General features: G+C 72.7%; 14 protein-coding genes. 10 read left to right on the top strand and 4 right to left on the bottom strand.

The window, feature by feature from the left end:
- The 9 genes from ACFC1I_RS09920 (at window position 1) to ACFC1I_RS09880 (ending at window position 8485) form a co-directional block, all read left to right on the top strand.
- Window positions 1-531 (top strand): gluconokinase, encoded by a 531-nt coding sequence (locus ACFC1I_RS09920; protein WP_376008492.1) that lies wholly within the window; start codon window positions 1-3, stop codon window positions 529-531.
- A gap of 67 nt (window positions 532-598) precedes the next feature.
- Window positions 599-1321: a helix-turn-helix domain-containing protein gene (locus tag ACFC1I_RS09915; protein ID WP_376008490.1), complete on the top strand. Its 723-nt coding sequence runs from the start codon at window positions 599-601 to the stop codon at window positions 1319-1321.
- A 238-nt stretch (window positions 1322-1559) separates the two neighbouring features.
- The gene (locus ACFC1I_RS09910; protein WP_376008488.1) at window positions 1560-2915 is read left to right on the top strand and encodes an MFS transporter; all 1356 of its coding nucleotides are present in this window, start codon (window positions 1560-1562) and stop codon (window positions 2913-2915) included.
- Window positions 2916-3059: 144 nt separating this feature from the next.
- Entirely contained in the window at window positions 3060-3452 is a 393-nt protein-coding gene (locus ACFC1I_RS09905; RefSeq protein ID WP_376008486.1) for a molybdopterin-binding protein, read from the top strand.
- 1 nt (window position 3453) lies between these two features.
- Window positions 3454-4263 carry a molybdate ABC transporter substrate-binding protein gene (gene modA, locus ACFC1I_RS09900; protein ID WP_376008484.1) on the top strand — a complete coding sequence of 270 codons (810 nt, stop codon included), beginning with the start codon at window positions 3454-3456 and terminating at the stop codon, window positions 4261-4263.
- A complete protein-coding gene (locus ACFC1I_RS09895; protein WP_376008482.1) occupies window positions 4260-5090 on the top strand; it encodes an ABC transporter permease in 831 nt (276 codons plus the stop codon). The genes modA and ACFC1I_RS09895 overlap by 4 nt, the downstream gene beginning before the upstream one ends.
- Entirely contained in the window at window positions 5087-6175 is a 1089-nt protein-coding gene (locus ACFC1I_RS09890) for a sulfate/molybdate ABC transporter ATP-binding protein (protein WP_376008480.1), read from the top strand. Before ACFC1I_RS09895 ends, ACFC1I_RS09890 begins: the two co-directional genes overlap by 4 nt.
- 36 nt (window positions 6176-6211) lie before the next feature.
- On the top strand, window positions 6212-6823 hold the full coding sequence (locus ACFC1I_RS09885; protein ID WP_376008478.1) for a GNAT family N-acetyltransferase: 612 nt from the start codon (window positions 6212-6214) through the stop codon (window positions 6821-6823).
- 66 nt (window positions 6824-6889) lie between these two features.
- The gene (locus ACFC1I_RS09880; RefSeq protein WP_376008475.1) at window positions 6890-8485 is read left to right on the top strand and encodes an SDR family oxidoreductase; all 1596 of its coding nucleotides are present in this window, start codon (window positions 6890-6892) and stop codon (window positions 8483-8485) included.
- Window positions 8486-8491: 6 nt separating this feature from the next.
- Here the strand turns inward: ACFC1I_RS09880 and ACFC1I_RS09875 are convergent, their stop codons facing one another.
- Genes ACFC1I_RS09875 through cydD form a run of 3 tightly spaced genes read right to left on the bottom strand, consistent with a single transcriptional unit; the run spans window position 8492 to window position 12843 of the window.
- A complete protein-coding gene (locus tag ACFC1I_RS09875) occupies window positions 8492-9436 on the bottom strand; it encodes a capsular polysaccharide synthesis protein (protein ID WP_376008473.1) in 945 nt (314 codons plus the stop codon).
- A 9-nt stretch (window positions 9437-9445) separates the two neighbouring features.
- Complete coding sequence (gene cydC, locus ACFC1I_RS09870; protein WP_376008471.1) at window positions 9446-11143, bottom strand: thiol reductant ABC exporter subunit CydC; 1698 nt, start codon at window positions 11141-11143, stop codon at window positions 9446-9448.
- Window positions 11140-12843, bottom strand: coding sequence for a thiol reductant ABC exporter subunit CydD (gene cydD / locus ACFC1I_RS09865; RefSeq protein ID WP_376008469.1), 1704 nt, complete (start codon window positions 12841-12843; stop codon window positions 11140-11142). The genes cydC and cydD overlap by 4 nt, the downstream gene beginning before the upstream one ends.
- A gap of 88 nt (window positions 12844-12931) precedes the next feature.
- Between cydD and ACFC1I_RS09860 the strand changes: the two genes are divergently transcribed.
- Window positions 12932-14218 carry an alpha/beta hydrolase gene (locus tag ACFC1I_RS09860; protein WP_376008467.1) on the top strand — a complete coding sequence of 429 codons (1287 nt, stop codon included), beginning with the start codon at window positions 12932-12934 and terminating at the stop codon, window positions 14216-14218.
- A gap of 49 nt (window positions 14219-14267) precedes the next feature.
- Here the strand turns inward: ACFC1I_RS09860 and cydB are convergent, their stop codons facing one another.
- Complete coding sequence (cydB, locus tag ACFC1I_RS09855; RefSeq protein ID WP_376008465.1) at window positions 14268-15302, bottom strand: cytochrome d ubiquinol oxidase subunit II; 1035 nt, start codon at window positions 15300-15302, stop codon at window positions 14268-14270.
- Window positions 15303-15319 lie beyond the last annotated feature (17 nt).

The raw sequence follows: 15319 nt of genomic DNA, 5'->3' as shown, positions 1-15319 counted from the left end.
ATGGCTCCCTCCTACTGGGTGACCGCACCCCTCATCGTCGTCATGGGCGCCTCGGGGTCAGGCAAGTCGACGATCGGCGAGCTTCTCGCCGAGCGCCTCGGGGTGCCCTTCGCCGACGCCGACGACCTGCATCCGGCCGAGAACATCGCGAAGATGACCGCCGGCCTGCCGCTCTCAGGCGACGACCGGCGGCCGTGGCTGCAGGCCGTCGGGTCGACGCTGCGGCGCCACGAGGCGGGCGGCATGGTGATGGCCTGCTCGGCGCTGCGGGTCGTGTACCGCGACATCATCCGCTCCGTCGCGCCGTCCGCGTTCTTCGTGCACCTCGACGCTCCGGCCGCGGTGCTCTCGAAGCGGCTGGTCATGCGCCCCGACCACTTCATGCCGGTCGGGCTCCTCGACGACCAGCTGCGCACGCTCGAGCCGCTGCGCGTCACCGAGAGCGGCGTCACGGTGCGGGCCGATCAGCGGGTGGACAGGATCGTGACCGCGGCCGCGCGCGGGATCAAGGCGCGCAAGGAGTACGCGTGAGGTCCGCCGCGGGGACCGCGCGTCCCGGCACCGGGAGAGCGCGCCTCGCCGCAGGACCCGCATCGCGATGACCGTCGCCGGCGACACGGTGCACGGCTCCGCGGCGGGCTATCGGGACGGATGCCGCAGCCGCGCGTCCTGCCGCTTCCACGAGTCGCCGCAGTTCCTGACGTGCGCAGAGGCGGTGATCGCGCGCCGCGCCGATTTCGCCTTGAGCAGGCTGCCCGAGGACCAGCCGATTCCGCGGCACGCGCCGGCAGGCAAGCGCGCGAGCCCGCCGGCGGCGGCCGGCGAGGGGCGAGCCCTCGTCCACGGCACCACGTGGGGCTACCAGCGCGGGTGCCGTGAGAACCGTTCGTGCCCCCACTGGAGGCAGGGGAAGATCACGTGCGCCGAGGCGCGTCGCCGCTACCTCAGCACCTACACGGCCGAGCGCCAGGCCGGCCGCTGGCGGCCCATCGAGCACGGCACCTCGAACGGCTACCTGCTCGGATGCCGCGACCCGCGGCTCTGCCCCGGAGACCCCGTGGGCCAGACCTGCAGCGCCGCGCGCGCCGCCTACAAGCGCGGCATCGCGCGAGCCGCCGGCATCCCGCCGCGCTCCGAGACGATCGACGCCTCCGAGGCGGCCCGCCGCATCCGTACCTGGGTGGAGCAGGGCCTCTCGGTGCGGGCGATCGCCGAGCGCACGGGCGTCGGTCGCACCACGATCGCCGACCTCGCGAAACCGGCCGACTCCGCGCGGCGGCGCGTCTCCGTCACGACATTGCAGCGCATCCTCGCCGACTGATCCCGGCTTGGCCGAGCCGCGCATCGTGGCAACGGGCTTGGCACAGGAAGGTGCCTGGTGTGACGGCTGTGCCGCTAAATCACTGAGGTTCCACGGTTCGCTGGCACAGGCTTGGCACAATGCTTGTCTTCCCGCTCGACATCTCCATACCCTTCGACGACAAGCAAAACTTGCCCCCACCCCCACAGAAACGCTCACGGCACCCGACCGTGCCCCCCGACCCGCCAATGGAGGCGAGATGACCACCACCACCACCACTCCGAAGAAGACCCCAGTAAAGGCGGCGATCGCCTCCTGGGTCGGAACGACGCTGGAGTACTACGACTTCGCCGTCTACGGCACGGCGGCAGCGCTCGTGCTCAACGACCTCTTCTTCCCGCCCGAGCTGCCCGAGGGCATCCGCGTGCTCCTCAGCATGGCGACGCTCGCCGTCGGATACGTCGTGCGGCCGCTGGGCGCCTTCATCCTCGGCCCGCTGGGAGACCGCTTCGGCCGCAAGTTCGTGATGATGCTGACCCTCTTCGGCATCGGCGTGTGCACGTTCATCATCGGCTGCCTGCCGACGTACGAGCAGATCGGCGTCTTGGCGCCCATCCTTCTCGTGCTGATCCGGCTCATCCAGGGCCTGTCGGTCTCGGGTGAGCAGGCGAGTGCGATCTCGATGAGCCTCGAGCACGCCCACGATCACCGTCGGGCCTTCACTGCGAGCTTCGTGACGAGCGGATCGGCTTCGGGCGGACTGCTCGCGACCGCCGTCTTCATCCCGTTCGCGGCGCTGCCCGAAGAAGCCCTCCTGTCGTGGGGCTGGCGCGTGCCGTTCTGGCTCTCGGCCATCGTCGTCGTCGTCGCCTACCTGATCCGCCGAAACCTCGAGGAGCCGCCCGCGTTCATCGAGGCGCAGGCGCTCAAGGCAGAGCTCCCTCCGATGAAGCAGGTCCTGCGCTTCCACTGGCTCACGATCATCCGTGTCGCCGCCTGCGCCATCATCGCCGGCGTCAGCTACCTGTTCGCCACGTTCTCGGTCGCCTTCGCGACGACCGGCTACGGGCTGGACAAGGCCACGATGCTCTGGGTGCCTGTTCTCGCGAGCCTGCTCGCGCTGCTGTACACCCCGCTCGCCGGCTACGTCGCCGACATCATCGGACGCAAGACCGTCTTCATCGTCGGCGCCATCGGCGCCGGTGTGACGACCGTGCCCTACCTCTGGGCCATCACCCAGGGCAACTGGCCGCTGATCTTCGTCCTCGGCATCCTCTGCAACGGCTTCTTCTACTCGACGGCCAACGCCGCGTGGCCCGCGTTCTTCGCGGAGATGTTCCCGAACCGCGTGCGCGTCTCGGGCCTCGCTGTCGGCACGCAGATCGGCTTCGCGATCGCAGGTGCGATCGGGCCGGTCGCCTCGACCGCTCTGGCGGGCGAGGACCTGCAGAACTGGATCGGCCCGGCGCTGCTCGGCCTCGGGCTCATGTTCGTCGCCGTGATCTCCGCCCTGACGGCGCGCGAGACCCGTCGGTACACGCTCCACCAAGTCGACGAGGTTCAGCAGAGCCAGCGGGAGCGCGACGCCGTCACGGCCTCGATCCGCATTCCCTGACCCCTACGGGTGCACCAGCCCTGAGCCCGGGATCGCCGCATCGGCGACCCCGGGCTCTCGGCTTTCCCCCGCCGCTTGTTCGAATGCCGCGTCAGCGGCGGAAACAGGTGAATTCGCCCGCATCTACGGTGCTACCGTGATGCCGTGGCCAGTTACAAGATCTCCGAGGCGGCACGCCTGCTCGGTGTGAGCGACGACACCGTGCGCCGGTGGGTCGACGCCGGCACCCTGCCCATCACCGGAGCCTCACCGGCCGAGATCCCCGGAGACGCCCTCGCCGCGCACGCGGTCGAACTCGCCGCGACGCCGGACGACCCCGCCGACGTGCTCTCGAGCGCCCGCAACCGCTTCGTCGGGCTCGTCACCCGTGTGCAGGTCGACGGCGTCATGGCCCAGGTCGACATCCAGTCCGGCCCCCACCGCGTGGTCTCCCTCATGTCGTCCGAGGCGGTGCGCGAGCTCGGCCTCGAGCCCGGCTCGCTCGCCGTCGCCGTCGTCAAGGCGACGACAGTCATCGTCGAAACCCCGAAAGGCTGATATGGCCCGCTCCACGCTGCTGCGCACGTCCGTCGTCCTCGCGTCCCTCGCGCTGCTGCTCACCGGCTGCGCCACGGGCAGCGCCGATCAGGACCCGGGCGCGAGCGCCGCGCCGAGCGCGTCCGCCGAGCCGGAGCTCGCGGGCGACCTCACGATCTCCGCGGCGGCGTCGCTCAAGGCGGCGTTCGACGGGCTGGCGACGGAGTTCGAGGCGCAGCATCCGTCCGTCGATGTCCAGCCGATCACGTACGACGGCTCGTCGACGCTCGCGACCCAGATCATCGAGGGCGCACCCGTCGACGTGTTCGCGTCGGCCGACGAGAAGAACATGCAGAAGGTCGTCGACGAGGGGCTCGCGTCGGGCCCCGAGCTGTTCGCGACCAACACGCTCGTGCTCGTCGTGCCCGCCGGCAACCCCGGCGGCGTCGAGGGCCTCGACGACCTCGCGAACGCCGACCTCACCGTGGTGCTGTGCGCCGCCGAGGTGCCCTGCGGTGCGGCGTCGACGACGCTGCTGTCGAACGCGGGCGTCACGCCGAGCGTCGACAGCTATGAGCAGAACGTGACAGCGGTGCTCACGAAGGTGGCGGCCGGCGAGGCCGACGCGGGACTCGTGTACGTGACGGATGCTGCGACCACGGACGACGTCGACACGGTCGAGGTCGACGGGGCCGACGAGGTCGTCAACCGGTACCCGATCGTGGCGCTGTCCGCCGCGGCCGACCCCGAGATCGCCGAGGCGTTCGTCGCGTTCGTGCTCAGCGACCAGGGGCAGGAGGTGCTCGCGGCCCTCGGCTTCGGGGCGCCGTGACCACCGGCGCGACGTACGTCCCCGCGCGCTCGGAGCGCGCGGGGTTCGTACCGCGCGTGCTCGCCGTGCCGGCGGTCATCGGGCTCGCGCTTCTCGTGCTGCCGCTGGGCGCGCTCGTGCTGCGTGTCGAGTGGGGGACGCTCTGGAGCGACGTCACCTCGCCCGAGGCGCTGTCGGCCCTGGGGCTGTCGCTCACGACCGGCGCGGTGGCGACCGTCGTGTGCGTCGTGCTCGGGGTGCCGCTGGCGCTCCTCATCGCGCGGAGCACCGTCCGGACGGCCGCCGTGCTGCGCGCTCTGGTGACGGTGCCGCTCGTGCTGCCGCCGATGGTCGGCGGCGTCGCCATGCTGTTCCTGTTCGGCCGCACCAGCTGGCTCGGCGGGATCCTCGGGGAATGGGGCATCCGCATCCCGTTCACGACGGGTGCTGTCGTCATGGCGCAGACCTTCGTCGCGCTGCCGTTCCTCGTGCTCGCCCTCGAGGGCGCGCTGCGGTCGACCGGCGTCGGGTTCGAGCAGGCGGCCGCGGGGCTCGGCGCCGGGCGCTGGACGATCCTCGCCCGCGTGACCCTGCCGCTGGCCGCCCCCGGCCTCGTCGCCGGCATCGTCCTGTGCTTCGCGCGAGCCATCGGCGAGTTCGGCGCGACCGCGCTGTTCGCCGGCAACGCGCCGGGGGTCACGCAGACCATGCCCCTCGCGATCTACACCGCCTTCAACGGCGCCGGCGTCTCGCAGGGCACCGCCGTCGCGCTGTCGCTGCTGCTCCTCGTCACCGCGGTGGGCGTGCTGCTGCTCGTGCGCGCGTGGCGGGCGGAGGCTCCGCGATGAGCGCGGTCGCGTCCGAAGGGCGGACGGCTGCTGCGGCCCGCGCCGCAGCCGGGCTCGACGCCCGCGTCGTGGTGCGCCGGGGCGGGTTCGCCCTCGACGCGGTGCTGCAGGTGCCGGCCGGATCGGTCGTCGCACTGATGGGACCGAGCGGCGCCGGCAAGTCGACGCTGCTCGGAGTGCTCGCGGGGCTGACGGGGTTCGACGAGGGTCACGTGCGGCTGGGCGCGCGCACCCTCGACGCGTCGCCGTCGCGCCGCACGCCGCCCGCGTCGCGCGGGGTGGTGCTGCTCGGGCAGGATCCGCGCCTCTTCCCGCACCTCAGCGCGCTCGACAACGTCGCCTTCGGGCTGCGCGTGCACGGGGCGACGAAGACCGCCGCCGCGGAGGGTGCCGCGGACTGGCTCCGCCGCGTCGGCCTCGACGAGCTCGGCAGGCGCCGGCCCGCGCAGTTGTCGGGCGGCCAGCAGCAGCGCGTCGCGCTCGCGCGGGCGCTCGCGACGACGCCCGCCGCGATCCTCCTCGACGAGCCGCTCACCTCGCTCGACACCGAGACGGCCGCCGACGTGCGCGCGCTCCTGCACCAGCAGCTCGCGGCGACCGGTACGACCGCGGTCGTCGCGACCCACGACGCCGTCGACGCGGTCGCCCTCGCGAGCCGCCTCGTCGTTCTCGAAGAGGGGCTGGTCACGCAGTCCGGCCCGGTGCGCGAGGTGCTCGCGTCCCCGGCGACCCGGTTCGCCGCGGCGGTCGCGGGCCTCAACCGGGTCCCCGGGCGAGCGGATGCCTCGACCTGGCGTGCCGGGAGCCTCGAGCTCCCGGCGCCCGCGGAGGCGCAGCATCCGTCGCTTGCCGCCGTCTTCCGCCCGAGCGACGTGCGGGTCATCGATGGACCGCCGCGCCAGGCGGGCGAGTGGACGGCGCACATCGTGCGGCTCGAGCAGACGCCCGCGGGCGTGCGGGTGCGCACCGCCGAGCCCGATGTCGCGGTGGACGTCGCCGCCGACCGTGCCGCGGGCCTCGCGCCCGGTGCCCCGATCACGCTGCGCGTCGATCCCGCCGACGTCCGGTTCGTCGCCGAGCCCTGACGCGAGGTCTCCGAGCGCGGGTCGTAGACTCGGCCGGTGATGCGAATCCGACCCTTCCGTCGCGGCGACGAAGCCGCGCTCGCCGAGATCTGCCTCCAGACCGCGGACGCGGGCGCCGACGCCACCGGGCTGCTCGACGACGACGATCTCTGGGCCGAGATCTTCGTCCTGCCGTACGCGGCGCGCCACCCCGAGTTCGCCTTCGTCGTCGAGACCGACGACGGACGCGTCGTGGGCTACATCGTCGGTGCGCCGGACTCCGCCGCGTTCGAGGACTGGTTCCGCACCGAGTGGTGGCCGCGGTTCGCCGAACGCTGGCCGAGGCCCGAGGGCGACCCGCTGCCGGTGAGCGCGTCGCGGCAGGACGGCATCGTCCGCTACGCGTACGCGCGGCAGGGCGGCGCGCAGCCGTTCGGCGACGAGTATCCGGCGCACCTCCACATCGACCTGCTGCCCGAGACGCAGGGACAGGGACTCGGCCGCCGCCTCATCGAGACCTTGGAGGACGCCCTGCGCACCGCCGGCGTTCGGGGCCTGCACCTCGTCGCGTCCTCCGACAACACCGGCGCGATCGCGTTCTACCCGCGTGTCGGGTTCGAGCCGCTGCCGTCGCCGGAGGGCACCCAGGTCTTCGCGACGCGCCTCTGACCTACGCCTTCGAGCACCGGGCGTCAAGCCGTTGGGGCGTCCCGCGAGCTCCCGTAGTCTGCGGGCGTGGACGATGTCTCGGCGCCGACCGGCCGTGAGCCGGCACTGACCGCCCAGCCGCGAGCGGACGGCTCGGCCCCGCGCGCGCTCGTGCTCGGTGCCACCGGCTACATCGGCGGGCGCCTCGTGCCGCGACTGCTGAACGCCGGGTACCAGGTGCGCGTGCTCGCCCGCGACCCGGCGCGGGCGGCGGCGCTGCCGTGGGGCGATCGCGTCGAGGTCGTCGGCGGCGACGCCGCGGACGCGGCATCCGTCTCCGAGGCCGCGCGCGATGTCGACGTGCTCTACTACCTCGTCCACTCGATGTCGGCCGGTGCGGGGTTCGCCGACGCCGACCGCCGCGCCGCCGAGACCGTCGCGAAGGCCGCGGTCGAAGCATCCGTGGGCCGAATCGTGTATCTCGGCGGACTGCACCCCGACGAGTTGACCCTGTCGCCGCACCTGCGCTCGCGGGTCGAGGTTGGCGAGACGTTCCTCGAGAGCGGCGTGCCGACCATCGTGCTGCAGGCGGGCGTCGTGATCGGGTCGGGCTCGGCGTCGTTCGAGATGGTCCGTCACCTCACCGAGGTGCTGCCGTACATGCCGGCGCCGAAGTGGGTGCGCAACCGCATCCAGCCGATCGCCGTGCGCGACGTGCTGCACTACCTGCTGGGCGCCGCGCGGCTGCCGGCCGACGTGAACCGGGCTGTCGACATCGGCGGACCGGACGTGCTGCGGTACGGCCAGATGATGAACGGGTACGCGGTCGAGGCGGGCCTGCCGCAGCGCCCCATCGCCGCGCTGCCGGTGCTCACGCCACGACTCGCATCGCACTGGGTGAACCTCGTGACGCCGATTCCCCGGTCGATTGCGCGCCCGCTCGTCGAGTCGCTGCAGAACGAGTGCATCGTGAAGGACCACGCGGTCGACGCGCTCATCCCGCCGCCCGAAGGCGGCCTCACGCCGTACCGCACGGCCGTGCGGCTCGCGCTCGGCCGGGTCGAGGCCGACGCGATCGAGACGAGCTGGCAGGACGCCGAGGTGCTCGGCGCGCCGAGCGACCCGCTGCCCAACGACCCCGACTGGGCCGGCAGGGTCGCGTACACCGATGTGCGCACCGCCCACACGCCGGCGTCGCCCGCGGCGCTCTGGGGCGTGATCGTGGGCATCGGCGGCGAGAACGGCTGGTACTCCTCGCCGCTGCTGTGGGCTGTGCGCGGCTGGATGGACCGCCTCGTCGGCGGCATCGGCCTCGCCCGCGGCCGGCGCAGCAAGGAGCGGCTCGCGGTCGGCGACGCGCTCGACTTCTGGCGGGTCGAGGCTCTGGAACCGGGACGGATGCTGCGCCTCCGGGCCGAGATGAAGGTGCCGGGGCTCGCGTGGCTCGAGCTGAAGGCGTCGCCCGACGGCGACCGCGGCGGCTCACGCTACGACCAGCGCGCCGTGTACTTCCCGCGGGGACTCGCGGGCCGGCTCTACTGGCTCGCCGTGCTGCCGTTCCACGGGTTCATCTTCGCGGGCATGGCGCGGCGCATCACCGCGACCGCGGAGGCCGTCGTCGACGCCGGGGCGGAGGCGGCGGTCGCAGCGCCCGCGTCCAACTCGGGGCGTGAGGCACCCTGACCCGCGTCAGCCGGCGAGCAGCGGCCGCTGCGACACCAGGCGCTCGAGCACGGACCCCGGCGGCACCTCGTCGTACTTGTAGCTGAGCTTCTGCACGATCGACGCGCCCGCGACGAAGCGCACCGCGTCGGGCTCCCACGGCTGCATCATGCCGAGCTGGAGGAGGTGGCCGGCGGCGCCGGACAGCGTGGGCGCAGCATCCCACTGTCCGTGGAACTCGGGCACGAGATCCAGCAGCACCTCGAAGATGCGGTGGTAGAGGAAGTAGTCGGGGATGCCGCCGTCGGACTCCCACCACGCCTTGAGCGCGAGCTTCTGCAGCCGGATGAGCGGCGTGGCCGGAACGGCGGCGATGAACCAGTTGCCGATCTGGCGGCGGGTCCAGCGGGGGTACAGCGCGCCGGCCGTGAGGAGGGGAGCCACCGCGTCGGGCAGCGGCGCCGGTGCCCAGCAGGTCGCGTCGACCCAGATGCCGCCGAGCCGGTCGAGCACACTGATGCGCACGAAGTCGGAGAAGTGCGCGGGGTGGTCCTTCTCCAGAGCGGCGGCGACGGCATCCGGGATCTCCACCAGCTCCCGCGCCGAGGCGCCGTCGAGCACGGTCAGCGAGGTCGGCAGGTCGGCGTGCAGCCGCGTCATCTCGCCCACGCACGCCCTCACCAGGGGCGGCGCGGACGCGAGCGGCGTGTTCCAGAACGTGTAGAGCTTCAGCGCAGCCGGGTCGACGCGGGCGCCGTCGCGCTCGGCGAGCAGGCGGCCGTCGCGGCGGGTGCCGGGCTCTGCGGGCAGCCCCGCCGCCACCCGCAGCCCGGGCAGACGCGGTCGCAGGAAGTCGGTGAACGTGCGGTACGCCGCGATCGCGGCGACGGGGTCGACGGTGTCGCGGAACCGGTCGGCTCGCCGCAGCTGCGCCTCGAGTCCCTGCAGCGGGTTCGGGATGCCGTCGCTCACGCTGCGAGCCTATGCGGTCGGCGTGACGGGAGCCGCGACCAGACGCCCGTCCTCGATGCGCACGATGCGGTCGACGAGCCCGTCGGGCACGGCGACGTGCGAGATGAGCACCACGGCCTGGTCGTCGCGCACGGCGCCCAGCAGGTCGGCGAGGAGGCGATCGGATGCCGCGGGGTCGACGCCCGCCGTCGGCTCGTCGAGCACCAGCACCGGGAAGCCGCGCAGCAGCGCCCGCGCGAGCGCGATCCGCTGCGCCTGTCCTCCCGAGACCAGCGCGCCGCGCTCGCCGACGCGGGCGTCGAGCCCGCCGCGTCCGCGCAGCCAGTCGCCGAGGCCGACGCGGTCGAGCGCTGCCTCGAGCTCGGCATCCGTCGCGGTGTCGCGCGCGAAGATGAGGTTCTGCCGGATGTCTTCATCGAAGAGCATCGGATGCTGCTCGCACAGGCCGACCGTGAGCCGCACGTCGTCGGGGGAGAGGTCGTGCACCGAGCGGGGGCCGACGTCGTAGGCGCCCTCGGTCTCGAGGAACCGCACCAGCGCGTGGGCGAGGGTGCTCTTGCCCGCACCGCTCGAGCCGAGGACGAGCACGCGCTCGCCGGGGCGGATCGCGAGGTCGATGTCGCGGAGGGCGGGGTGCGCGGCGGCGGGCCAGCGCACGTTCGCCGCGCGCAGCCGGATGCCGTCGCCGAGCGCCGGGGCGTCACCGGTGGGTTCGACGGACTCGGGGGCGAGTTCGGCGGGCGTGGTGGCCGGCAGCGATTCCGCGATGCGCTCGGCCGACGCGCGCACCTGCCGCCATGCGGACGCCGCCATCGGCACGGACGCGAACACCTCGAACACCGCCATCGGGATGAGCACGATGATCGCGAGGGAGGGACCGGTCAGTGAGCCGGACGCCGCACCCGGCGCGGCGACGACGACCGCGGCGATGGACGCGGCGCCGGCGAGGAGCGAGACGAGCGCGGCGGTGCCGGCCTGCGCCCCCGAGCGGCGCACGATGGCGCGGCGGAGGTCGGCGTCGGCGCGGGCGATGCGCTCGCGGCTCTGCGCCTCCGCACCGAAGGCCGTGAGCACGTCGAGGCTGCCGATGTGGTCGAGCACGGCGTCGGCGAGGCGGGCGCGCAGCGGCGCGATGGCGCGCTCGGCGCGGGCCCCCGACATCCATCCCCACAGCGTCGCGATCGCGGCGGCGACCACGAGGCACGCGAGCAGGGTCAGCGCGGCCGGCCACCACACGAACGCGACGAGCATGACGGCGCCGAGGGCGACCAGCGCCGACGAGACCAGGGGCTGCACGACGCGCAGCGGCAGGTTCTGGAGGTCGTCGACGTCGTCGACCAGGGCGCCGAGCACCGAGCCGCGGCGCGTGCGGGCCAGGCCGTCGGGAGCGAGCGGCACGAGCCGGCGCACGAGGTCGGCGCGCGTCGAGGCGAGCTGGCGCAGGGCCGCGTCGTGCCCCGTGAGCCGCTCGAGGTAACGGAACGAGGCCCGTGACAGCGCGAAGAACCGCACGCCCACGACCGCGGCCGACAGGTACAGCACCGGCGGCTGCTCGCTCGCGCGCACGATGAGCCACGCGCTGACGGCGAGCAGCGCGACGGCCGAGGCCTCCGAGGCGAAGCCGGCCGCGAGAGCCCACCAGAACCGCCGGGCCGGCGGCATCGCCCCGCGCAGCACCGCCCCCGCCGAGGTCGCAGGCGCGGTCATGCGGGCACCTCGCTCGGCTCGAGGCGGACGAGGTGGTCGGCGATGGCGCGGGCGGATATGCGATGCGAGATCAGCAGCACCGTCGCGCCCTCGTCGGCGAGCAGGCGCACGCTGCGCCACAGCCGGCCCTCGGTCTCGGGGTCGAGCGCCGAACTGGGCTCGTCGAGCGCGATCACCGGGGCGTTCCCGCGCAGATGCCGGTAGAACGCGCGGGCGACCGCGACGCGCTGGGCCTGGCCGCCCGAGAGGCCGGCGCCCTGCACGCCGAGTTCCTGCGCCGGGTCGAGCGCACCGGCGCACGCGAGGTCGAGCGCGCGTCGCACCGTGTCGGCGTCGGGTGCGGGGTCGCCGAGCGCGACGTTGCCGGCGATGCTGCCGGTGAGGAGCCCGGGGCGCTGGCCTGCCCACGCGAGCCAGGACGACGGCGGGAGGGCGCGCAGGTCGGTGCCGGCCCACGACGCGTCCCCGTCGAACGCGGCCGCGCCCCGCAGCGCGGCGAACAGGCTCGACTTGCCGGCGCCGCTCGGCCCCTCGACGAGCGTGACGGTGCCCGGGGCCGCCGTGAGTGCGACGGGGGGCAGCATCCGTTCTCCGCGCCGCACGCGCACGCCGTCCAGAACGAGTCCGTCCTTCTGCTCGCCTGTCGCATCCTGCCGCCCGCCGCGACCATCCGTGACAGCGGAGCGGGAGAGGGTGAGGTCGACAGTGGTGCCGCGCGCGGCATCCAGCACGTCGAACACGTCGTCGGTCGCGGCGACGCCCTCGGACGCGGCGTGGAACTGCACGCCGACCTGACGCAGCGGCAGGTACGCCTCGGGCGCCAGCAGCAGCACGAACAGTCCGACCGCGAGGGTCAGCGATCCGTCGATGAGCCGGAACCCGATCGAGACCGCGACGATCGCGACCGCGATCGACGCGAGGAACTCGAGGGCGAAGCCCGACAGGAACGACACGCGGAGCACCCGCATCGTCTCGCGGCGGTACTCGCCGGTGACCCGTTCGATGGATGCTGCGGCCCGGTGCTGCCGCCCGAACACCTTGAGCGTCGACAGCCCCTGCACGGTGTCGGCGAACCGCGAGGCGAGGCGCTGGAGCGTCTGCCACTGCCGCTGCTGCACCGCGCGCGTGGCCAGGCCGATCAGCACCATGAAGATGGGGATGAGGGGGAGGGTGAGCAGCACCGTCAGCCCCGAGATCCAGTCCTGCCACCACATCACCGCGAGGATCAGCGGTGTCGCGATCACGGTCTGCACGAGCTGCGGCAGGTAGCGGCCGAAATACGCCTCGAGGGCGTCGAGGCCGCGGCCGGCGGTCACCGCGAGGGCGGCAGAGTTTCGTGCGCCGAGCCACTCCGGCCCGAGCACCCCGATCGCCGTGACGAGGGCGGTGCGCAGCTGCCCCTGCACGCGTGCGGCCGCGCGTGCGGCGACGGCTTCGCGCGCCCAGAGCAGCACCGCACGCAGCGCGACCACGATCGCGAGGGCGCCGAGCGTCGGCGCGAGGTCGGGCCACGGCATCCCGTCGATCGCTCCGGTGATCGCCCGCGTCAGCAGGAACGCGAACGCGATGATCACCGCGGTCTGCGCGGTCGCGATCGCGGCGATCGCGACGAAGAAGCCGCGAGAGGCGCTCGCGTACCTCAGCAGCCGCGGGTCGACGGGCTTGCCGTTCACGCGAGGCGGGGCATCCGTCTCACTCATCCTCTTCGAGCCTACCCATCCGTCGGTCTGTCGCCGGCCGCGCGGCGACCGCTACTGTGTGTCGCACCGCGCGAAGGGGCTGAGGCGCATGTGGAGCATCCCGATCATCGAGGGTCCGGTGCCGTGGATCGTCTACGGCCTCGCCGTGGCGCTCTTCCTGGTGCTGCTGATCCGCACCCCGACGAGGCGCTGGGTGCTCACCGCGCTGATCGCACTGGTCGCGGGCGGGCTGGTGGGCCTGGGCATCGGGGTCTTCGCCGACGTCACGAACCTGTTCGGCGACGCGGTCCCCGACCCCGTGGTGTCGTGGGCGACCGCCACCTTCGCGGCGATCGGCGTCGCGGTCGCGAACCTCTGGCGTTCGCCGGTGTGGCGCAAGATCGTGGCGCTCGTCGGCATCGTGGTCTTCGTGATCGCGGGCACGATCGGCGTCAACGCGGTCTACAACCTCAATCCGACGCTCGGCAGCCTGTTCGGCATCTCGGCCGACAACCCGATCGTCGTGCCGACGAACACCGCGACGGCCGATCCGGATGCCGGTCCGCTGTACGAGACGTTCACGCCGCCCGCCGACATGCCCGCGAAGGGCCAGCAGGGCACGCAGGTCATCCCGGCCACCGTGTCGGGCTTCACCGCGCGCCCCGCCGGCATCTACCTGCCGCCGGCCGCCCTCGTGAAGGACGCGCCCGCGCTGCCCCTCGTCATCCTGATGATGGGCCACCCCGGCAACCCCGACCCGAGCTACATCGCCGGCGTGCTCGACGACTTCGCGGCGAAGAACAAGGGACTCGCGCCGATCGTCGTCGTGCCCGACCAGCTCGGCCCTGACGGGAACGATCCCGCCTGCGCCGATTCGAAGGCGTACGGCAACGCCGAGACCTACGTCACCAAGGACGTCGTCGACTGGGCGAAGCAGAACCTCCACATCATCCAGGACCCGGAGTACTGGGTCATCGCCGGCTACTCCAACGGCGGCGGCTGCGCCGTGAAGTACCTCGCGAAGTACCCCGACCAGTGGAAGAACCTCATCGACATCTCGGGGGAGCCCTTCCCCGGATCCGAGGACCCCGACGGCGTCACCACGACGATCTACGGCGGCGACACCGCGGCCTTCGAGGCGGCCAAGCCGATCGACATCATGAAGGCGGCGCCCTCCGGCACCTACGACGGCATGACCGCGGTGTTCACCGCGGGCTCCGAGGATCCGACCTACATCCAGGCCGCGAAGGACGTCTCGTCCGAGGCGCAGGCCGTGGGCATGACGGTCACGTACTACGAGGTTCCCGGGGCCGGTCATGTCGGCGACGCGCTGACCGGCGGACTGCAGGAGGGGTTCACCGTGATGTATCCGGTTCTGGGGCTGTCGGCGAAATGACGATGGAGATCCCGGATGCTGCGGCCCGCAGCATCCGGGACCGCACAGGTCAGTGCGTGGGCGCCGCGGCCGCCTTCTCGATGCGGGAGCGGGTGACGCGCTTGCGGAAGATCCAGTACGTCCAGCCCTGGTACGCGAGCACCAGCGGGAGGAAGACGAGAGCCGCCCACGACATGATCGTCAGCGTGTAATCGGTGCTCGACGCGTTCTCGATCGTGAGCGATCCGGCCGGGTCGCCCGTCGACGGCATCACGTACGGGAACAGCGCGAACCACACCGCGAGCACCGCGGTGACGATCGTGAAGGCGCCGAAGCCGAACGCCCAGCCCTCGCGGCCGCGGGCATTCGAGATCCATGAGGCGATGAGGAGCACCGCCGCCACCGCGGAGAGGATCGCCGTGATCATCGCGAAGTCGCGGCCGTCGGAGAACGCCATGACGACGGTCCACGCGAGGAACGCGGCAGCCACCACGATCGTGAGGAGTCCGGCACGCCCGGCGAGCCTGCGGGCATCGGCCGCGACCTGGCCGTCGGTCTTCAGCGCGACGAAGTACACGCCGTGCGTGAAGAACAGCAGGAGCGTCGTCAGGCCGCCGAGCAGGCCGTACGGGTTGAGCAGCGTCAGCAGCGAGCCGGTGAACTCGTGGTCGGCGTCGAGCGGCACGCCCTGCACGATGTTCGCGACGGCGACGCCCCACAGGAAGGCGGGGACCGCCGAGCCGACGACGATCATCGTGTCGAAGCCCTTCTTCCAGCGCAGCGAATCGCGCTGGTGGCGGTACTCGAACGAGACGCCGCGCAGGATCAGCGCGAGCAGGATCAGCAGCAGTGCGAGGTAGAAGCCGCTGAAGAGCGTCGCGTACCACTCCGGGAACGCGGCGAACAGGCACGCGCCGGCGACGATGACCCAGGTCTCGTTGAGGTCCCACACGGGGCCGATGGTGTTGATGACCTGGCGGCGGCTGACGTCGTTCTTGCCGAGGAACGGCAGCGACATGCCGACGCCGAAGTCGAACCCGTCGAGCACGAAGTAGCCGACGAAGAGGAATCCGACGATCCAGAACCAGAGGTAGGCGAGATCCATGATGTGCTCCTGCAGCC

This window comes from Microbacterium sp. NPDC056044, assembly GCF_042267145.1.
GTDB lineage: Bacteria > Actinomycetota > Actinomycetes > Actinomycetales > Microbacteriaceae > Microbacterium.
Note: the sequence above shows the minus strand (reverse complement) of the source record. Positions and strands in the feature narration are given on the sequence as shown.